Annotated in this window: 18 protein-coding genes and 1 pseudogene; 10 read left to right on the top strand and 9 right to left on the bottom strand. The window is 67.7% G+C overall.

The annotated features are described in order from the left end of the window. Window positions 1–76 precede the first annotated feature (76 nt). The 3 genes from DL991_RS29370 (at window position 77) to DL991_RS29375 (ending at window position 2056) form a co-directional block, all read left to right on the top strand. Entirely contained in the window at window positions 77–1339 is a 1263-nt protein-coding gene (locus DL991_RS29370) for an FAD-binding oxidoreductase (RefSeq protein ID WP_125787604.1), read from the top strand. A 6-nt stretch (window positions 1340–1345) separates the two neighbouring features. Then, on the top strand, window positions 1346–1522 hold the full coding sequence (locus DL991_RS43045) for a hypothetical protein (protein WP_199749100.1): 177 nt from the start codon (window positions 1346–1348) through the stop codon (window positions 1520–1522). A 90-nt stretch (window positions 1523–1612) separates the two neighbouring features. Continuing rightward, entirely contained in the window at window positions 1613–2056 is a 444-nt protein-coding gene (locus DL991_RS29375) for a GreA/GreB family elongation factor (protein ID WP_125787698.1), read from the top strand. A gap of 78 nt (window positions 2057–2134) precedes the next feature. Here DL991_RS29375 and DL991_RS29380 read toward each other — a convergent pair. Next, window positions 2135–2854, bottom strand: a pseudogene (locus DL991_RS29380) (transposase family protein); the annotation flags it as partial. A 206-nt stretch (window positions 2855–3060) separates the two neighbouring features. Here DL991_RS29380 and DL991_RS29385 point away from each other — a divergent pair. Both DL991_RS29385 and DL991_RS29390 read left to right on the top strand, forming a co-directional pair. Next, a complete protein-coding gene (locus tag DL991_RS29385) occupies window positions 3061–4314 on the top strand; it encodes an HNH endonuclease signature motif containing protein (protein ID WP_125787605.1) in 1254 nt (417 codons plus the stop codon). A gap of 501 nt (window positions 4315–4815) precedes the next feature. After that, entirely contained in the window at window positions 4816–5604 is a 789-nt protein-coding gene (locus DL991_RS29390) for a metallophosphoesterase (protein WP_125787606.1), read from the top strand. 55 nt (window positions 5605–5659) lie between these two features. Here the strand turns inward: DL991_RS29390 and DL991_RS29395 are convergent, their stop codons facing one another. Further along, entirely contained in the window at window positions 5660–6340 is a 681-nt protein-coding gene (locus DL991_RS29395; protein ID WP_125787607.1) for a GntR family transcriptional regulator, read from the bottom strand. Window positions 6341–6400: 60 nt separating this feature from the next. Between DL991_RS29395 and DL991_RS29400 the strand changes: the two genes are divergently transcribed. Next, window positions 6401–7417, top strand: coding sequence for a proline racemase family protein (locus tag DL991_RS29400; RefSeq protein ID WP_125787608.1), 1017 nt, complete (start codon window positions 6401–6403; stop codon window positions 7415–7417). Window positions 7418–7435: 18 nt separating this feature from the next. After that, window positions 7436–8368 carry an ornithine cyclodeaminase family protein gene (locus DL991_RS29405; protein WP_125787609.1) on the top strand — a complete coding sequence of 311 codons (933 nt, stop codon included), beginning with the start codon at window positions 7436–7438 and terminating at the stop codon, window positions 8366–8368. Between the two features lie 69 nt (window positions 8369–8437). Here the strand turns inward: DL991_RS29405 and DL991_RS29410 are convergent, their stop codons facing one another. Genes DL991_RS29410 through DL991_RS29420 form a run of 3 tightly spaced genes read right to left on the bottom strand, consistent with a single transcriptional unit; the run spans window position 8438 to window position 12013 of the window. Continuing rightward, window positions 8438–10615: a xanthine dehydrogenase family protein molybdopterin-binding subunit gene (locus DL991_RS29410; protein WP_125787610.1), complete on the bottom strand. Its 2178-nt coding sequence runs from the start codon at window positions 10613–10615 to the stop codon at window positions 8438–8440. After that, a complete protein-coding gene (locus DL991_RS29415; protein ID WP_125787611.1) occupies window positions 10615–11574 on the bottom strand; it encodes a xanthine dehydrogenase family protein subunit M in 960 nt (319 codons plus the stop codon). Before DL991_RS29415 ends, DL991_RS29410 begins: the two co-directional genes overlap by 1 nt. Next, window positions 11561–12013 carry a (2Fe-2S)-binding protein gene (locus tag DL991_RS29420; protein ID WP_125787612.1) on the bottom strand — a complete coding sequence of 151 codons (453 nt, stop codon included), beginning with the start codon at window positions 12011–12013 and terminating at the stop codon, window positions 11561–11563. Before DL991_RS29420 ends, DL991_RS29415 begins: the two co-directional genes overlap by 14 nt. 223 nt (window positions 12014–12236) lie before the next feature. Between DL991_RS29420 and DL991_RS29425 the strand changes: the two genes are divergently transcribed. Next, the gene (locus DL991_RS29425; protein ID WP_125787613.1) at window positions 12237–12812 is read left to right on the top strand and encodes a TetR/AcrR family transcriptional regulator; all 576 of its coding nucleotides are present in this window, start codon (window positions 12237–12239) and stop codon (window positions 12810–12812) included. Window positions 12813–13041: 229 nt separating this feature from the next. Here the strand turns inward: DL991_RS29425 and DL991_RS29430 are convergent, their stop codons facing one another. Further along, window positions 13042–14781 (bottom strand): pyruvate dehydrogenase, encoded by a 1740-nt coding sequence (locus DL991_RS29430; RefSeq protein WP_125787614.1) that lies wholly within the window; start codon window positions 14779–14781, stop codon window positions 13042–13044. A 37-nt stretch (window positions 14782–14818) separates the two neighbouring features. Continuing rightward, the gene (locus tag DL991_RS29435) at window positions 14819–15445 is read right to left on the bottom strand and encodes a cysteine hydrolase family protein (RefSeq protein WP_125787615.1); all 627 of its coding nucleotides are present in this window, start codon (window positions 15443–15445) and stop codon (window positions 14819–14821) included. A gap of 120 nt (window positions 15446–15565) precedes the next feature. On the opposite strand from DL991_RS29435, the gene DL991_RS29440 reads away from it, so the two are divergent. Next, window positions 15566–16531 carry a helix-turn-helix domain-containing protein gene (locus tag DL991_RS29440; RefSeq protein WP_125787616.1) on the top strand — a complete coding sequence of 322 codons (966 nt, stop codon included), beginning with the start codon at window positions 15566–15568 and terminating at the stop codon, window positions 16529–16531. 396 nt (window positions 16532–16927) lie between these two features. Here DL991_RS29440 and DL991_RS29445 read toward each other — a convergent pair whose 3' ends face one another. Beyond that, window positions 16928–17293, bottom strand: a complete 366-nt coding sequence (locus DL991_RS29445) for a helix-turn-helix transcriptional regulator (protein WP_125787617.1) — start codon at window positions 17291–17293, stop codon at window positions 16928–16930. Window positions 17294–17548: 255 nt separating this feature from the next. On the opposite strand from DL991_RS29445, the gene DL991_RS29450 reads away from it, so the two are divergent. Beyond that, a complete protein-coding gene (locus DL991_RS29450) occupies window positions 17549–18205 on the top strand; it encodes a hypothetical protein (protein ID WP_125787618.1) in 657 nt (218 codons plus the stop codon). Between the two features lie 18 nt (window positions 18206–18223). Here the strand turns inward: DL991_RS29450 and DL991_RS43050 are convergent, their stop codons facing one another. Further along, window positions 18224–18373 carry a hypothetical protein gene (locus DL991_RS43050; RefSeq protein WP_199746781.1) on the bottom strand — a complete coding sequence of 50 codons (150 nt, stop codon included), beginning with the start codon at window positions 18371–18373 and terminating at the stop codon, window positions 18224–18226. Between the last annotated feature and the right edge of the window lie 23 nt (window positions 18374–18396).

Here is an 18396-nt window from a genome sequence, read left to right on the forward strand (position 1 = left end):
GGATCCGGACAATCGCCGCGTTCCGGTTCCGAGCCATCCTGACCGCGACAGCACCACTCGTGCAGCGGAGGAATTCATGGGCGATCTCGACCGGATCGACGGCGTCCCGCGTTCGGCGATCGTGATCGGCGCCGGCGTGGTCGGCCTGTCGACCGCGTGGTTCCTGCAGGAACGCGGCGTCGGCGTCACGGTGCTGGACCGCGAAGGAATCGCGGCGGGCGCGTCGTGGGGCAACGCCGGCTGGCTCTCCCCCGGGCTCTCGATCCCCCTCAACGAACCCGGCGTCCTGCGCTACGGGCTGCGGACGCTGCTCGACCGGCAAGCACCACTGCACGTTCCGCCGTCCCCCGATCCTCGGCTTTGGTCGTTCCTCGCCCGCTTCGCCGCGAACTGCACCGGGCGCTCGTGGACTCGCGCTGTCGAGGCGAACTCACCACTGAACGAGGAATGCCTCGAGGCCTTCGACGTCCTCACCGCGAACGGGGTGGACGCGCCGACCATCGAAGCGCCGATCACCGCGGCGTTCGAGACCGCCGACCAGGCCGCGGGGCTGATCACCGAACTGCGGCACATCGGCGAGACCGGACAGGACATCTCCTACACCCGGCTCACCGCGGCCGACCTCGCCGAGCGATTCCCCCAGGCCACGGCGAGGCTCGGCGCCGGTGTCCGGATCGACGGGCAGCGCTACGTGGACCCGGGCCGATTCGTCGAGTCGCTGGCACGAGCGGTGGTCGGCAGGGGTGGCACGATCCGTCACCGGTTCGAAGTCGCGTCCCTGCGCGCACACCGCCACGCGCTGAGCGTGCGCTCCAAGACGGGCCAGACGGTGAACGCCAACGCGGTCGTGCTGGCGACCGGGGCCTGGCTGGGTGACCTGGGGCGGAAGTGGGGAGTCAAGGTCCCCGTGCGCGCCGGACGCGGCTACTCCTTCACCGTGCCGACCGACCGTCCCGTGCCCGGGCCGCTTTACCTGCCCGACATCCGCGTGGCGTGCACGCCATACCGGGGCGGCCTCCGCGTGGCCGGGACGATGGAGTTCCGGAAACCGGACGCACCACTGGATCCCGCCCGGATCGACGCGATCATCGCCTCGGCGCGACCGTTCCTCACCGGCCTGGACTGGGACCGGCGCACCGACGAATGGGTCGGCTCCCGCCCGGTCACCACCGACGGGCGGCACGTGATCGGCGCGACGAGCACACCCGGCCTCTATGTCGCGGGCGGGCACGGGATGTGGGGACTGACCCACGGCCCGATCACCGGACGCCTCCTGGCCGAGCACATCGCCACTGGGAAGCAGCCCGAGGCCCTGCGCCCCTTCGATCCCCTTCGCTGATTTCGGATGACGATGCTTCCAGACAACGAGACCCCACCGGCCGAACAGTCCGAAGTGGACCGGCTCCGCGCCGAGAACGCCCTGCTGCGCACCGAGAAGGACCTTCTGCTGAAGGCCGCGATCGGGTTCGCCACCGACGCGGGAGCCTTCCAGCGGCGGCACGACAAGCCAGAGACCCGCTGACCGACGCGGGACTCACCGAAGGTCTGTGGGGGCCGGGTCCTTTCCGCGCCCGGCCCTCACAGACGTAACGATCGAAAGGCGATCATCCTCATGACCATCGTCTCGTCAGGCCCATGGCTCACCCCGGAAGCGCACGCACGCCTGGTGCGCGAGCTCGCGACGTTGCGGCGCCCCGGCACCGACGACGAGATCGAGCACCTCCTCCACCGGCAGGCACGGATCCGGCAGATCGAGGACATGCTGCGCGGCGCCGTCGTCGGACAAGACCCTCCCGACGACGGCGTCGCCGAGCCCGGCATGGTGCTCACAGTCGAGTACGACGACGGCGACACCGAAACCTTCCTGCTCGGCACTCGCGACGAGGCAGGACACGGCGCTCTCGAGGTCTACTCCCCCGATTCCCCGCTCGGCCGCGCACTGCACGGCGCGAAGCCGGGCGACCGGCGGGAGTATCGCGTTCCCAGCGGCGGGGCCGTGGGCGTCACGCTTCTCGACGCCAAGCCTTACAGCCGCCACCGGGAGGACGCTCACTGACGATTCGGCGATGTCTGGGCTCGCGGTTCCTACTTGCCTTCGAGTAATCACTGTTTCGCTGAGCCTTTTTCTTCCTTGGTGTTCGAGGGTGAGGATGGCTTTGGCGAGGGTGGTGACGCGGTCGGTGCTGCAGCGGGCGCGGTGGAGGACGGCCCAGTTTTTGAGGGTGGCGAAGCCGCGTTCGCCGCGGCAGCGGATGCGGGAGTGTTCGGTGTTGGCGTCGAGGTAGTGCTGGGGTAGGTGTTTGCGTCCTTTGTAGGGGGTGAGCACGTCCTCGGTGATGTGGTGATGGCCGGCGAGGTCGGGAATTGCGTGGTGGCGGGCGGCGGCGGTGTCGTTGATGACGCCGGGTAGCCCTTCTGAGATCCACAGCAGCCGCCCGTAGGGATCGGTTAAGCCTTGCAGGTTGATGCCGTGGTAGCGGTGTTTGCCGGAGTAGTAGGGCTTGTTCGCGGCGATCCGGTCGATCCGGATCACCGTGCCGTCGAGGATGCCGTAGTTGTTGTGGCTCCACGCGAGTTGCCATAACGCACTGGTCAGCGTGGGTGCAGAGGCAGCGAGCAGTTCGGTGGTTTCGCGGACATACCGGAACGCGGTGGCCACGCCGATACCGAACCCTGCCGCGAGCCGGGCGTAGGTGTCACCGTTGCGCAGCTGCGCCAGCACCAGCAACGCCTGCTGATGCGGCTTCAGCCGCCGCCAGGGCGATCCGATCCGCTTCAGGTGATCACGGATGACCTTGACGACATACCGCAGCGTGGTGGTGGACAAGTCGATCGCCGAGGGATAGAACAGCACGCGAAGCTCCTGGTGGCTCCTGGGTTGACCTTGGTCGACGATCCATCTACCGGGAGCTTCGCCACGTTCACAGCCCCAACACACCCACCCCACTACCAGGATGAAAAAGGCTCGCTACATAATCACCCTTCAGTGTTGTTCGTTCGATTTCATTGTTGCTTAAAATTACGAACGCCTGTTCGATTGTTTTGCGGTATTCTTGAGGGGTGTCCGAGCCCTTCCTTCCCGAGTTACCGCAGGAACTGTGGCGCGCTGGCAAGCTGGAGCTTGCCCACGGCGTGCAGCAGTCGTTGCAGGTGATCAGGATGGCCACCGCCGGACTGGGGCAATTCTTGGCGGAGATCGAGTCTCGTGGCGTCAAAGACTTATACGGGTATGGCCGCACGGCGAACTGGTTCGCCGATATAGCGGGATTGTCGGTCGGTGAGGCGCGTGCGGTGGTGAACCGGGCCATCGCCCTGAACCCCACGCGTGCTTTGGACGGCACCGAAGTTCCTGCTGTCGCGCCCGCCACCGCCGCTGTCGCCGCCGAGGGGCTGGTCGGGGACGAGCGGATCGACCAGATCCTGGAGATCCTGAAGAAGCTCCCAGCCGATACTTCAGTTGAGGATCGGGTGAGTGCGGAGAAGATCCTCGCCAACCTCGCCCGCGACGCCGGACCTCGCCAGCTCGCCGACGCCGAGCAGAACCTGCTCGCCTGGCTCGACCCCGACGGTAACGAACCGAAAGACCCCGAACCTACTGAGCCGCGCCGGGAGATCACGCTGGAGCGCCGCAAGGACGGGTTCTGGAAGCTGACTGGTCTTCTCGATGACGAGACCGGTGCTCGCACCGCGGCGGCTTTGGAGGCGTATGCGGCGCCGCGGCCGGTGGACGAGTTCGGCCAAGCCGATCTCCGGATGAAATGCGAACGCATGGGTGATGCGTGGGTCGACATCCTCGACCTGGCGATCGCCTGCCCCGACCAGCCCGGGACCAGCGGCTACCGCACCCTGCTGCATGTCGCCATCGGACTCGACGCACTCAAATCCGGCCTCGGCACCGCCTGCTTGGACTTTGTCGGGACCATGACGGCTCGCGAGGCCCGGTTGGCGGCCTGCGACTGTTTGATGTTGCCGGTCGTGATGAGTGCCGCTGGTGAACCGCTGGATGTGGGGCGGTTGCGACGGTTCGTCACTCCCGGCCAGCGGCGTGCGTTGAACATCCGTGATGGGGGCTGCGCGTTCCCTGGGTGTCATCGGCGGCCGAAGAACTGCCACGCTCACCACATTCATCACTGGGCAGACGGAGGTCCGACGGATCTCCGGAATCTGGTGTTGCTGTGCGGTTTTCATCACCGGCTGATCCATCACGGTGATTGGGAAGTCCGGATGGCGGGCGATGGGTTACCGGAGTTCATCCCACCCCAATACCGAGATCCGCTACAGAAACCCCGGCGCAACACCCTCCACCACGTCTGACCCGAGGAGCCCGCCAGCCACACCGGCGACGGGCCCCTCGCCATGCCCAGCGAACAACACTGGGCCAAGGAAGCGTGGTCTGGCGGCCCTTGCTCAGGCACCTACTCGCAACCTGCGGCGCCCTCGTCTCACGACAGAAAGCTCGCGAGCGCCACGCTGGAGCAGGCGACCCTCCCGAGCGAGGCCCACCTTTGCCTGCTTGAAGTACATGAAGGACCCCTTCACGGAACGTTGGAACCGGAGGTCGTGCTCGAGGGACTCGTATACCCGCTCGCCATCCCGGCGAATGACTCGACCAGACCGTCGAAGCCCACGGCATAGTGAGGCGTCAATTTCACTCCGGCACACAAGCCGACATCGACCGCCATGGACAGGATCTCACCCTCGTCTCCACGAACGACGTCGTGGAGACGAGGGTGTTCCCGTTCCAGCCGATCATCGCAAACGAGACCGCCCTAAGAGTCCGTACGCTGGTTTCTGACGGCTGTCTTGGGGGTGGGCATGGGAAAGGTCGCCATCATCGGCGATGTCGGCGGGCATCCGGATCAGCTGCGCCGAGCCTTGACCTGGCTCGGCGCCACCGAAGAAGGACTTCCGCCCGATCTCACCGTGATCCAGGTCGGCGACCTCGTCGATCGCGGCCCGGACAGCGCGGGGGTGCTCGACATCGTGGCGGATCTGCTGCACGAGCGGCATTGGATCCAGCTCGCCGGAAACCACGAGACGCAATACCTGCCCGGTGAAAACGTCTTCTGGCGCGAGCCTCTCGCGGACGACGACGTGACCCGCCTACGAGATTGGTGGGCCGATGGACGACTGCGAGTGGCCGAGGCTGTACGCACCGCCGAGGGCGAAGAACTATTGGTCACGCACGCGGGTTTGACGCTCGCCGCTTGGCAACGCTTGGGAGAACCGACCTCGGCGACCGAGGCCGCGGAGTTGCTCAACGACCGCCCGGACTTGATCTGGGAGAGGGGTGAAGGGGCCGGTCCCTTGTGGGCCGAATCGGGTGCGGCGCTGCACGAACCCTGGATGGGCTATCGCGGCGTCGTCCCCTTCGGCCAGATCCACGGGCACTCCACGGTCGTGCGGTTCGCCGACCGAATCTGGCGGTGTGCCGGACGGGTCCGGCAACGTGCGGCGGTCGATTGGCACGCCCGCCATGTTCGGGTGCGGGTCGGAGGGCGTGTGTTCACCGGTGTCGACCCAGGGCACGGCCGAACCGGCGCCGCCGAGTGGCGACCGCTGGTCCTCGACGACGCCCGCGTCATGGCCTCGGGTCCGCGCTGAATCGTCCTGTGTGGACCCGAGACGGTGCAGAGTCGGACGCTGTCGATTCCGATGGTTACGGCTCGGCCGCCCAGATACCGCGGACATGCCCGATATGACGCCGCATGAGCGCCTCGGCGCCATCGGCGTCTCGAGCCTCGATGAGGTCGACGAGTTCCGCGTGTTCGCGCGCCGAGGAAACGAGTTGCCCGCGTTCGGCCAGGACCTTGAGACCGTAGATCCGTGATCGGGCACGCAGCGACCGGACGATTTCAACGAGGTGTTCGTTACCGGCCAGGCCGAGCAGCGCGAGATGGAACTCCATGTCGAACCTGACGTGATCGATGAGGTCGTGGTCGACGGAAGCCCGCTCGATCCCGGCCGCGAGTTCACGAAGTCGCTTGAGCGCGTCTGCGTCGCCCCCCGCCTCGGCGATGCGGCGCACGGTGGGGACTTCGATCAGGGCACGCAGCTCGGTGACGTCGTCGAGTTCGTGTTCGGTGGGCTCAGTGACACGGAAACCCTTGTTACGCATGGTTTCCATGAGACCTTCCTTGACGAGGTCGAGCATCGCCTCGCGCACCGGTGTCGCGGACACGCCGAACCGTTCGGCCAGCGTGGGCGCGGAGTAGACGACACCGGGACGCATCTCCCCCGAGATCACGGCACCGCGAAGGGTTTCGATGACCTCGTCGCGAAGGTTGCGACGGCCGCCGATCAAGGGCAGCCCCGTGATCGAACGTTCGTCCCCAGCCATCCTCGTTCCCTTTCACCAGGCGTTGTGTCAGTACAATGTCACATGTTACGTTGCTTCACCATGACCAGCGACGGGATCGACGCGGTGGATTACCACTGCGGTGGCGAACCGTTCAGGATCGTCACCGAGACAACGGAACCAGCCGGGGCGACGGTCGCCGAAAAGCGTGTCGCGGCCGCGGTCGACCCCGAAGTCGACGGACTGCGGCAACTGCTCTGCTCCGAGCCACGCGGGCACGCCGACATGTACGGCGGTTTCGTCGTGGCACCGGACGATCCGGGCGCCCATTTCGGCGTTCTCTTCTGGCATAAGGACGGCTTCTCCGCCGCGTGCGGCCACGGCACGATGTGCCTGGGCACCTGGGCGGTCCAGACCGGGCTGGTGCCCACAGACCCCAGCGGTGTCACCGATGTGGTCATCGACGTGCCCTCCGGACGAGTGACCGCGCGGGTGGCCACGACGGGCTCCAAGCTCACCGCGGTCGACTTCGTCAGCGTCGCCGGCTATCTCCTTCATGAGGACGTCGTGGTGGAGACGTCGCGCGGCTCCACCACTTGCGTGATCGCGTTCGGCGGCGCGATGTACGCCCACGTGGCCGCGGCGGACTTCGGTCTCTCCGTCGACAAGGCCTCGCTACCCGAACTGATCGGTCTGGGACGGAAGATCAAGAACGAGCTCAACACGAGCGCGTACGCCGAGCACCCGCTCGACCCGAGACTCAGCGGAGTTTACGGCGTGATCTTCTTCGACGATCTCGGCGACGACGAAGGCGGCAACGTCCGTCAGCGCAACGTGACCGTCTTCGCCGATGGTCAGGTGGACAGGTCACCTTGTGGTTCGGGGACCGCCTCCCGTGTCGCGGCGCTGCACGCGTCCGGGCGGCTGGCGGCGGATCGCGCACTCATCCATTCGTCGATCGTCGGTTCGACCTGGTCCGCCCGGATCGCGGACACGACCGAAGTCGCCGGGCGGAACGCGGTGATGGCCGTGGTGACGGGCCGCGCGTTCTCCACCGGCCACCACCGGTTCGTCGTGGATCCCGACGACGACCTGGTTCCGGGCTTCGTACTGCGCTGAGGGGAATCAGGAGGATTCATGGACGTCGTCACCCTCGGCCCGGAGGAGATCCGTTCGGCCGTGTCCATGCCCGCCGCGATCGACGCGGTACGGAACGGATTTCTCGCGCTGCGACGTGGCGAGTTCGAGATGCCGACGCGGACCGTGCTGCGCGACGGCGGATTCCTCGTGATGTCCACGCACCACCGGCCGACCGCCTCGGCGATGATCAAGACTCTGAGCCTCGACTTCGACGGGCGCGTACCTGCCATCGTCGGGACCGTCGTCTGGAGCGAACTCGGCCATGGCCGTCATCTCGTCGCCGACGCCACCGAAGTGACCCGCATCCGCACCGGTGCCGTCGTCGGTGTCGCGACCGACCTGCTGGCTCCGCCGGACGCGAAGACGTGCACCCTCATCGGCGCCGGCGGGCAGGCGGCCGATCAGATCCGCGCGGTGCACGCCGTCCGGCCGCTGACCGAGCTCAAGATCGTCGCCCGCGGCCCCGAACGCGCCCGCGCGCTCGCGAAGGTCCTCGGCGAGGAGCTGCGCCTCGACACCGTCCATGTCGAGACCGACGTCGATGAGGCGGTTCGCGATGCCGACATCGTCTGCTGTGCCACGACGTCCACCACGCCACTGTTCTCACATCTGTCGCCGTCCGACCACGCCCACGTCAACGCCATCGGCGCCTTCCGCCCCACCATGCGAGAACTCCCGGACGAGCTGCTCGCCGGAGCGACCGTCGTCATCGACGAACGAGACGCCGTCATCGAGGAGTCCGGGGAGATCATCCACGCACTCGAGGCGGGTGCCATCACCGAGGACGACCTCATCGAGCTCGGCACCGCGCTCACCGACGGGATCCCGAAGCGATCCGGCCGGACGGTCTTCAAGAGTGTCGGGGTGGCCATGCAGGATTGGGCGATCGCCGATCTGCTCGCTCGAGCATGCCTCGGCCGGGCAACGTGAACCCGACCAAGCCCAGGATGCCGGGTGTGGAGATCCGGGACCGCACGTGTCCTGAATCTCCACACCCGCCTACGCCTCGTCGATGAGGTCCTCGATCAGGATGGGGATGTGCCGGACCCGGATTCCAGTGGCGTTGTGGACGGCGTTCGCGACCGCCGCCGCCATTCCGACGATGCCGATCTCGCCCAGCCCTTTCGCGCCGACCGAGTTGTGCAACGTGTCCGGGTACTCGACGAAGTGGACGTCGACCTCCGGGATGTCCGCGTTCACCGGAATCAGGTAGCTCGCGAGGTCACCGTTGGCGAAGCGTCCGTTGTCCTCGACCTCCAGCCCCTCGTGCAGAGCGGCCGACACACCCCAGATCATTCCTCCGATGATCTGGCTGCGCGCCGCCGCCGGGTTGATGATGCGGCCGGAATCGAACACGCCGAGCATGCGGGACACCCGGATCTCGCGCGTCCACTTGTGCACACGCACTTCGCAGAACTGGGCGCCGAAGGAGCTGAACGAATGTTTCGTCAGCTCTTCGCCGGGCGCCGAGGAACCGGTCACCGACAGCGAGGTGCGCTTCAGTGCCCGCAACAGCTCGCCGAAGGTCATCGTCCGGTCTCCGGCCAGCACCTGGCCGTCCGCATAGGACACGTCCATGCCGTCGAACGGTGCGCCGGGGGCCGACGCCAGTGCCAGCAGTTCGTCGATCGCCTTGGCTGCGGCGATCATGATGGCCGTCCCCGCACTCGCGGTGGCCGTCGAGCCGCCGGACATGCCCCCTGGCGGCAGCTTCGAATCACCGAGCCGCGGCGTCACCCGATCCGGCGAGATGTCCAGCGATTCCCCGCCCACCAGGGAGAGCACGGTCAGCAAGCCCGTCCCCGGGTCCGCTCCGCTGGTCGCGACGACGGCCGTGTCGTCGGGCAGCAAGGTGATCTCGACCGTCGCCGGGAACCGCAAGGCGGGGAACATGGCGGTGGCCGTTCCCATGCCAACGAGCCAGTCTCCGTCGGCCCGTCCTTGGGGCGTGCGATCCGCCCAGCCGAACCGCGTCGCGCCGATGCGGAAGCATTCGTCGAGGTGTTTGCTCGACCACTGCAGGTCCTTGCCGGGTGGAGCGGTCGAGTTGTTCCGCTGACGCAGCTCGATGGGGTCCATGCGCAGCGCGACCGCGAGCTCGTCGATCGCGCTCTCCAGCGCGAAAGACCCGGGCGCCTCGCCCGGCGCCCGCATGAAGGTGGTCGGCGGGATGTTCAACGGCACGATCTTCTGGCTGATGGCCAGGTTCCGGGTGGCGTACCACTCGCGCGAGGTGCCGTGTGACGTCGGCTCGACGAACGACCGGTCCTGCGGCGTGCTGCACCACGAGTCGTGACGCAGGGCGTTGAGCGTGCCGTCGTGTTCCGCGCCGAGGGCGATCTTCTGCACCGTCGCGGCACGGCCCGCGGTCGCGGTGAAGACCTGTTCCCGGCTGAGCGCGGCTTTCACCGGCCTGCCGAGGACCCTGGCCGCCGCCGCGGCCAGGAACGCCGGGGTGGACGTGCGGCCCTTGCCGCCGAACGCACCGCCCACGAACGGGTTCACCGCGTGTACCTCGGACGGCTCCGTGCCCAGCGCCATCGCCAGCTCCGCCGCTTGGAGGTTGGATCCCTGGTTGCCGCTGTGGACCGTCAGGCCGTCGGGCCCCCACACCGCGACCGCGGAATGCGGTTCCAACGCGGCGTGGGTCTGGGGCGCGGTGGAGTACGTGGCTTCGACGACCACCGGGCTCGCGGTGAGCGCGTCCTCGATGGACTCGACGCCGGGAGCGAGGATGGCGAGCGTGGATGGTCCGCCGTCCCTACCGGGAGGCGCGTCTTCCGCCGAAGCCAGGCCGTCCTGCAACGAAGTCAGCGCGGGCCTCGGCAGGTAGGAGACCTCGACCAGCATCGCCGCGTCCCGAGCCTGCTCGTAGGTCTCGGCGACCACGAAGCCGATCGGCTGGCCGTAGTAGGCGACTTCCTTGTCCTGCAGAGGAACCCAGGTCTCACCCATGAACTGTGTGGCCGGGGTGCGCAGTTCCAGCGGATCGAACGGCGTGTACACACCGATCACGCCCGGAGCAGCTTTCGCCGCCGTGACGTCCATCGCGTCGATCTCGCCGTGAGCGATCGTGCTGAGCACGACGTACCCGTGGACCAGCCCGGGGAAGGTGTGATCCGCCCCGTACTCGGCCCGGCCGGTGACCTTCAGCGGTCCGTCCACCCGGCTGGTCATCAGCGGCTCCCCTCGGTCAGTTCGAGCAGTGCGCGGACGATGGTCCGCCGCAACAACGACGTCTTGAACCCGTTCGCGGCCAACGGGCGCGCGCCCTCGGCGGCCAGCGCGGCGGCGTCTTCGAAGGCCGAGACCGTCGCGGGCGCGCCGCGCAAAGCCGCCTCGACCGCGGGCAGCCGCCAAGGCACGGTCGCCACCCCGCCGGCCGCGACCCGGGCGTCGACGATGCGCGAGCCTTCGACCCGTAGCGCGACCGCGGCCGAGCACAGCGCGAACTCGTAGGACTGCCTGTCCCGAACCTTGACGTATGTGGAGTTCGATGCCCAATCCAACCGTGGGACCAAGACTTCCGCGATCAGTTCGCCGGGCTGGAGATCGGTCTCCACTTCCGGGGTGTCACCGGGCAGGCGGTAGAAGGAAGCCAGTTCGACGGTGCGGGTTCCCGTCGCGCTGACCAGCCGGAGCCGCGCGTCGAGGGCGACCAGTGCGACGGCCACGTCGCTGGCGTGCGTCGCCACGCACGAATCGCTCGTGCCCAGCACCGCGTGCATCCGGTTGGCGCCCGAGATCGCCGGGCAGCCGCTGCCGGGTACCCGCCGGTTGCACGGCATGGCGACGTCCCGGAAGTACGAGCAGCGGGTGCGCTGCATGAGGTTTCCGCCGATACTCGCCATGTTCCGGATCTGCTGGGAGGCGCTGAGCAGCAGCGCCCGGGAGATCGCCGGATACACCCCGGGGTGCGCGGCGATGTCGCCCATTCGCTCCAGCGCGCCGAACCGGAGCCCGTCGGAGGTGTCGATACCCCGCAGCGGCACCGCGTTGATGTCCAGGACCTGTTGTGGGGTCAGGACATTGAGTTTCATCAGGTCGACGAGAGTGGTCCCGCCCGCCAGGAAGGTGCCGGGCGAGGAGACCGCGGCCTCGACAGTCTCGGGTGCGAGCAGCTCAAAGGGACGCATCGGCCCTCCTTGCCTGCTCGACGGCCGCGATGATGTTCGGGTACGCCGCGCACCGGCAGAGGTTGCCGGACATGAACTCACGGACGTCCTCGACGTCCTGCTCGACGGCGGCGACCGCCGACATGATCTGCCCCGACGTGCAGAATCCGCACTGGAGGGCGTCACGGTCGACGAACGCCTGCTGGACCGGATGCAGCCGATCCTCCGTGGACAGTCCTTCGACCGTGGTCACCGGCTGCTTCACGGTGGCGGCCAAGGTGAGGCAGGACAGCACCGGTCGTCCGCCGACGTGCACCGTGCAGGCGCCGCACTGCCCCCTGTCACAGCCTTTCTTCGGCCCTGTGACGGCGAGCCGCTCCCGCAGCGCGTCCAGCAGGGTCACCCCGGGATCGAGACTCAGGTGTTCCGTCCTGCCGTTGACTTCGAGTGAGATGTCCACTGGATCTCTTTCCGCAGATCGTCCGGGCACGGGCCCGACGGCGTAGGTTGAGGTGGTGGGAGACTGTTCGCGAACCGAAACGGATATTCATCCGCTTCGATTTTCAAGTTAGCGGATTACAATCCGCTTGGCAATGTCGATGCTCCCCCTGGAGTCACTCCAGGTCGCCCGGGTTCCTCGGCTACATTTCACCGGAGAACGGGATCGGCGGACGGGAGGGAAGATGACGACGGGATCGGTCAACCCCCGGCGCGCGGACACCCGGCGCAACCACGAGCGCATCCTCGCCACCGCGGCGAAGTCACTGGCAGGCTCGGGTGAGGTCTCGTTCAACGCCATCGCGAAACAGGCCGAGGTCGGTGTCGGCACGGTGTACCGGCATTTCCCCACCCCGGAAGCCCTCATCCTGGCGGTCTACCAGCGCGAAGTACGCCAGCTCGTCGACATCGTGCCGAGCCTGCTCGAGAAGTTCCCACCAGAGCAGGCTTTCCGGACGTGGACCACCGACCACCTTGCGCACTACATGATGACCAAACGCGGGCTCGCCGACGCCCTTCGCGCCGCGACGGCTTCGCGCGGCGAGCTGCCCGCGGGGGCCTACGAGGCCATGGTCGGCGCGGTCTTCAAGCTGTTGCAGGCGAATATCGACGCCGGCACCGTCCGCCCGGATCTGAAGCCCGAGACCGTCCTGCGTGGACTGGGCGGCCTGCTGTACCTCGACCCGAACGGTGAGTGGCGGCGCGACGTCGCGAGCCTCCTCGATCTGCTGTGGCGCGGGATGGGCACCGACCGATCCTGACGCTGCTCATCTTTTCCCCTGTCCACAAGAGACCCTTTCGAGGGGCCGGTGCCTGATTTGCGCGGTTCACGAGGCCAATTCAGGCTACTGAAAGCAGCAAACCTGACGCGCCGGGTCGGCTGCCGAAGGTCCGTGAAGGCCTCCTTGAGGGACTCTGGGTCCCTCAAGGAGGCCTTCACGGACTTCTGGCGGCCCGCCGACCGTCCACATAGGACGCACCTGTGTCCGCTCAGGGCCGAGGGATGTTGCGGAGGTTCGCGCGGGCCAGGTCGATCATCCGGCCGACACCGCCTTCGAGGACGACCTTGCTCGCGGCCAACGCGAATCCGCCGAGCTGCCCGGCGGTGATGTGCGGCGGGACGGACAGCGCGTTCGGGTCGGTCACGACGTCCACCAGTGCGGGGCCATCGTGGCTCAGCGCCTCCTTGAGAGCCGCGCGCAGCCGGTTCGGGTCGGTCACCCGCTCGGCTCGCAGACCGGCGCCACTGGCGATGGCGGCGAAGTCGACCGGCCGGTGGTCGGTCTGATAGTCGGGCAGGCCGTCGACCAGCATCTCCAGTTTCACCATGCCCAGTGAGGAGTTGTTGAACGTCACGATCTTGACCGGAAGGTCGTGCAAGGCCACGGTGAGCAGTTCGCCGAGCAGCATGCCGAGCCCACCGTCGCCGGACATCGACACGACCTGACGTCCCGGGTAGGCGAACTGTGCGCCGATGGCGTGCGGCAGCGCGTTGGCCATGGTGCCGTGCAGGAACGACCCGATGACCCGGCGCCGCCCGTTGGGTGTGAGGTACCGGGCCGCCCACACATTGCACATGCCGGTGTCCACGGTGAAGATCGCGTCGTCCGCGGCGAGTTCGTCCAGCAGATCCGCGGCGAACTCCGGGTGGATGGGGACGTGCCGTTCGACGTTGCGGGTGTAGGCGTCCACGACCTGCTCCAGCGTTTTGCAGTGCTCACGCAGCATGCGGTCCAGGAAGGTCCGATCGGTCTTGCGTCGCAGGAGCGGCCGCACGGCTCGCAGCGTCTCCCGTACGTCGCCGTGCACCGCCAGTTCCAGCGGGGTGCGACGGCCGAGCCGGGTCGCGTCGTGGTCGACCTGTACGGTCCGGGCCTGGGGAAGGAAGGAATCGTAAGGGAAATCGGTGCCAAGCAGGAGCAGCAGATCGGCGCCGTGCATGGCCCGATAGCAGGCGCCGTAGCCGAGCAGCCCGCTCATTCCGACGTCGTAGGGGTTGTCGTACTGGATCCACTCCTTGCCGCGCAGGCTGTGGCCGACCGGTGCTTGGACGGTCTCGGCCAGTTCCATCACCTCGGCGTGGGCGCCGCGCACCCCGGCGCCGGCGAACACCGTGACGGTTTCGGCCTCGTTGATCAACTCGGCGAGCCGTGCCACTTGGGATTCGGGCGGCATGACCGTCCCGTGTTCGGTGACCGGCACGCCGCTCCCGGTGGGCGCCGCGGCCTCGAGGTGCGCGACGTCGCCGGGCAGCACGAGCACCGACACCTCGCCGCGGGACAACGCGTGCTGCATGGCGATCCGCAGCACCCTGGGCATTTGAGCGGGCCTGCTGATCTGCTCGCAGTAGCCGCTGCAGTCGACGAACAGCCGTTCGGGATGGGTCTCCTGGAAGAACCCGGTCCCGATCTGGGCGGACGGGATATGCGAGGCGAGCGCGAGAACCGGGGCACCGGTGCGGTGCGCGTCGTAAAGACCCTGCACCAGATGCGTGTTGCCGGGACCGCAGCTGCCGGCGCACACCGCGAGCTTTCCGGTCAGCTGGGCCTCGGCGGCCGCGGCGAACGCGCCGGCCTCCTCGTTCCGTACGTGCACCCACTCGATGCCCGGGGTGCGGCGGATGGCGTCGACGACGGGGTTGAGGCTGTCTCCGACCACGCCGTAGATCCGCTCCACCCCGGCCTGCACCAGGACTTGGACGAACTGCTCGGCGACGTTGGGCTTGGCCATCAGGACCCCTTCGATACTCCGGCGGCGGGACTGTCCTTCATGATCCACGTGAGTGCCCCGCCTCGCAGGACCTGGGCGCTAGGTCGGCCGAAGAACCGACCACGACGGCATAGAGATCACCGATCGTGGCGAGGGCGGAACGATGCTGCTCCGCGGCGGTCACCGGGCCGACGGCGGACGGGAGCGCGCGCGTCGCACAGGCGGCCGCCACCACGGTCGGGGCGTTTCCACGCAGGAACGCGCCTTCCGCGGTGAACGTGACACACATATGGGTCATGAACCCGGCCACGACGACGTTCTGGTGTCCGGCCGCGTCGACCAATTCTCCCAGCGGGGTGCCGACGAACGAGTTCGGCGCGGTCTTCACCACGACCTCCTCGCCCGGCGCGGGCGCGACCCGTTCGTGGATCTGGCCGATGTCCTGCTGAAGGTCGTACGGGCTGCCCTCGCCGCCGTCGTGCTTGACGTGAATGACCGTCGCGCCCTCGGCACGGGCGCGCGCCAGCAGGGTGGCCGCCTCGTCGAGCGCCGCTTCCCAGCCGTCGAGTTCCATCACGCCGCGCGTGTAGGTGTTCTGGTAGTCGACGAGGATCACCGTCGCGTCCGAGAGCGTCGCGGGAGTCGTCGGCAGGGTGCTGATCTCGCGGAGAGTGGTGCTGGTCATCGTGTTTCCTTCGCTTTCCGTCGGTACGGTTACCATCGTGGCTGACCCGATCCGATACTGGGATACGGATTCGGGTCGGCTGTGGTCGAGATCGGCCGACATCTGCGAGGAGAGAGATCGATGAGTGCTCCACAGGTGGCCGTCCTGGCGTTCGAGGGGGTCAGCCCGTTCCATCTCGCCGTGCCATCCCTGGTGTGGGGACCTGAGACTCCGGCGGGCGACATGGAGCCGTGGCCGATCACGGTCGTCGCCGTCGAGCCGGGTCGTCTCGCCACGAGCGGCGGTTACGCGATCGACGTGCCCGCAGGCCTTGACGCGCTCACGAGGGCCGACATCGTCGTCGTGCCGTGGTGGTCCGACCCGGAAGCCCCGACACCTTCGCCCGTCGCCGCCGCTTTGCGCGCCGCTCACGAACGCGGAGCGCTTGTCGTCGGACTCTGCTTGGGAGTCTTCGCGCTCGCCGACGCAGGCATCCTCGACGGGCGCGCAGCGACCACCCACTGGAAATGGGTCGGAACGTTCCGGAGGCGCTTCCCAGCCGTGGAGCTGCGCCCCGAAGAGCTGTACGTCGACGAAGGCGACGTCGTGACCGGCGCGGGTGCGACCGCCGGAATCGACACCTGTCTTCACCTGCTCGCCCGCACGGCCGGTCAGGTCGTCGCGAACGGCGTCGCCCGCCGGATCGTCGCCGCGCCCCATCGCCCCGGCGGCCAGGCCCAGTTCATCGAGCTTCCCGTTCCCGCGCCGGACAACGATCCGCTGACCCAGGTGATGAGCTGGGCGCAGTCCCGGTTGGACGTACCGCACACCATCGACGGGCTCGCCGCCCGTGCGCATCTGAGCCGGAGCACCTTCACCCGCTCGTTCCGTGCCCGCACCGGGACCACCGTCCACAACTGGCTTGTCGCACAACGCCTCGCGCGGGCCAGGCACCTTCTCGAAACGACCGTGCTCGGCATCGACGCCATCGCCGCGCAGTCCGGCTTCGGGACGCCCGCCCGTCTTCGCGAGCACTTCGCCGCCGCGCTGGGCACCACACCGACCCGCTACCGGGTCGAGTTCTCCGGCAGTGCGGCTGTCCACTGAGAAAACCTTTTCCCGCGCCCTGCCGGAAAGCGGAATCATTATTTCCGCGAACCGGCGATGCCGTGCGAGCTCGGAAAGAGCCATGCCCTACACTTGCTTTTCGCATCGACGAATAGCTCACCCCAGAGGGTGAGCTCAATCGAGTGCATTGCCTGGCGGAACTGGATCGAAGAACCCACTCCAGGGCAAGATGACCCCGGCACGAGAACCGTTCTGACGGAGGACCATGTGGAACTGTGCGGGACCCCCATCTTCGACTCCCTGGTCGAGGAAACGAGAAGGGCGGCCGCCGGTGATGGCGGACTCCCCCGCGGCGGCGAGGATAATTCCGAATTGACCGAGAACAACACCGATGCCGCTCAGGAAAATCGATGACGACCGCGTACGTGCGCGCCTTCAGCCGATTTCCAATGAATTCACGTCTCCGGGAGAATCCGCCGAATTCCGCAGATCGTCGAGCAACTCCAGCCTGCCGGTGATGACCCCGGTCAGAATCCCGCGCGCGACGGCGAGCAGCTCGGTGATCGACGGACTGGCGAGGGAGTACGACACGGTCGTGCCCTCCTTGTGCGGCACCACCAGATAGGCCCGGCGCAGCACCGCGAGCTGCTGGGACAGGTTGGCCGGCTCGATACCGAGGTCGGCGAGCAGCTCCGAGACGTGATGGTCGCGCTCGCCGAGCAGTTCGAGCACCCGGATCCGGACGGGGTGGCCCAGCGTTTTGAAGAGCTCCGCCTTCGCCTGGTACAGGGGCCTGTTCATCGGCATCCCTCTCTCGCAGGTCCTGCCGTCCGGATGACCTCGATCGTGCCCGACCACACGGTCCACTGAACCGCACCCCGCGCGGAACCGCAGCGACCACACCCGATCAGGGCACGGCCGCGTTTCTTCAGCGCGAAAAATTGCACATTTATGCAAATCTGCACATCAGAGAAAGGTGAGAACACCTGTGAGTCACGGCATGCGGGATTCCGCGAGCCTCTTGTCGATCCCCCGGCCGTCCGCGAGGAGTGGGCGGTGACCACACGGCACTCGGTCCCGGCCGCGGCCAGCCGGGCGCATCTGGTCCTCGCCGCGCTCGCGGCGGAGCTCGCCGACCTGGCCGCGAACGCCGCCCGGGCGGACTCCGCCTCGGATCACTCCGGTCTGGTCGGGTTGACGCAGCAGATCGTCGAGGCCGCCGTGGTCGCCGCGAGGCTCGACGGGAAGACCTGGCAGGAGGTCGCGTACGGACTCGACGGGGAGACACCACGGTCCGTGCGAACCCGCTACGGGCCCGCGGTCGCGCGATTCCGGGCGGATCCTTTTCCGTCACAGGACTCCCGCCGTGAAGGTGTGCCGGACAACACCGAGCGGACGTCCTTCCGCGTCCGGCGGTTGTCTGGCTCGGAACCGCATCCCGACACCACCGCCGGGTCCTCGACGGGAGAGACCCCTTCACCGACCGGACACCTCGCCCTGGTCACGATCCCGCCCGAGCAGGGCGACACCAAAACGGGGCCCGAACCGGCGGCCGCGGACGCCCGGCTGAAGATCGCGGAACGGCTGGTCGCCGCCTACGAGCGGATCGCGACCAACGACCGGCAGCCCCCGCAATGGATCCTCGACGGCCTCGCTCACGCCCGCCGCACGGCCGCGGAACTCCGCGTCCACGCGGGCACGCCGTCTGATTGACGTTCTCTCGGCAGGAAGCTACGCGGTGGTCGCCAGACCGGCTTCGCGGTCGAAGTCGTGCTCGTCGTCGGTCTGCGTGCGCGACACCATCTTCGCGACCAGGTCGAAGATCGGCGTGGCTTCCTGCGGGAAGGTCACGCTCTGCTGGTTCGCGCTCTCGGCGATCATGAACTACTGCTCCTCTAGGGTGA

The organism is Amycolatopsis sp. WAC 01375, assembly GCF_003947325.1.
GTDB lineage: Bacteria > Actinomycetota > Actinomycetes > Mycobacteriales > Pseudonocardiaceae > Amycolatopsis.

Coding starts and splice junctions, on each gene's coding strand:
- DL991_RS29395 (WP_125787607.1), bottom strand. CDS start 6,340: ATGGCTGGGGACGAACGTTCGATCACGGGGCTGCCCTTGATCGGCGGC.
- DL991_RS29375 (WP_125787698.1), top strand. CDS start 1,613: ATGACCATCGTCTCGTCAGGCCCATGGCTCACCCCGGAAGCGCACGCA.
- DL991_RS29440 (WP_125787616.1), top strand. CDS start 15,566: ATGAGTGCTCCACAGGTGGCCGTCCTGGCGTTCGAGGGGGTCAGCCCG.
- DL991_RS29425 (WP_125787613.1), top strand. CDS start 12,237: ATGACGACGGGATCGGTCAACCCCCGGCGCGCGGACACCCGGCGCAAC.
- DL991_RS29370 (WP_125787604.1), top strand. CDS start 77: ATGGGCGATCTCGACCGGATCGACGGCGTCCCGCGTTCGGCGATCGTG.
- DL991_RS43045 (WP_199749100.1), top strand. CDS start 1,346: ATGACGATGCTTCCAGACAACGAGACCCCACCGGCCGAACAGTCCGAA.
- DL991_RS29410 (WP_125787610.1), bottom strand. CDS start 10,615: ATGACCAGCCGGGTGGACGGACCGCTGAAGGTCACCGGCCGGGCCGAG.
- DL991_RS29430 (WP_125787614.1), bottom strand. CDS start 14,781: ATGGCCAAGCCCAACGTCGCCGAGCAGTTCGTCCAAGTCCTGGTGCAG.
- DL991_RS29400 (WP_125787608.1), top strand. CDS start 6,401: ATGACCAGCGACGGGATCGACGCGGTGGATTACCACTGCGGTGGCGAA.
- DL991_RS29405 (WP_125787609.1), top strand. CDS start 7,436: ATGGACGTCGTCACCCTCGGCCCGGAGGAGATCCGTTCGGCCGTGTCC.
- DL991_RS43050 (WP_199746781.1), bottom strand. CDS start 18,373: ATGATCGCCGAGAGCGCGAACCAGCAGAGCGTGACCTTCCCGCAGGAA.
- DL991_RS29415 (WP_125787611.1), bottom strand. CDS start 11,574: ATGCGTCCCTTTGAGCTGCTCGCACCCGAGACTGTCGAGGCCGCGGTC.
- DL991_RS29445 (WP_125787617.1), bottom strand. CDS start 17,293: ATGAACAGGCCCCTGTACCAGGCGAAGGCGGAGCTCTTCAAAACGCTG.
- DL991_RS29435 (WP_125787615.1), bottom strand. CDS start 15,445: ATGACCAGCACCACTCTCCGCGAGATCAGCACCCTGCCGACGACTCCC.
- DL991_RS29390 (WP_125787606.1), top strand. CDS start 4,816: ATGGGAAAGGTCGCCATCATCGGCGATGTCGGCGGGCATCCGGATCAG.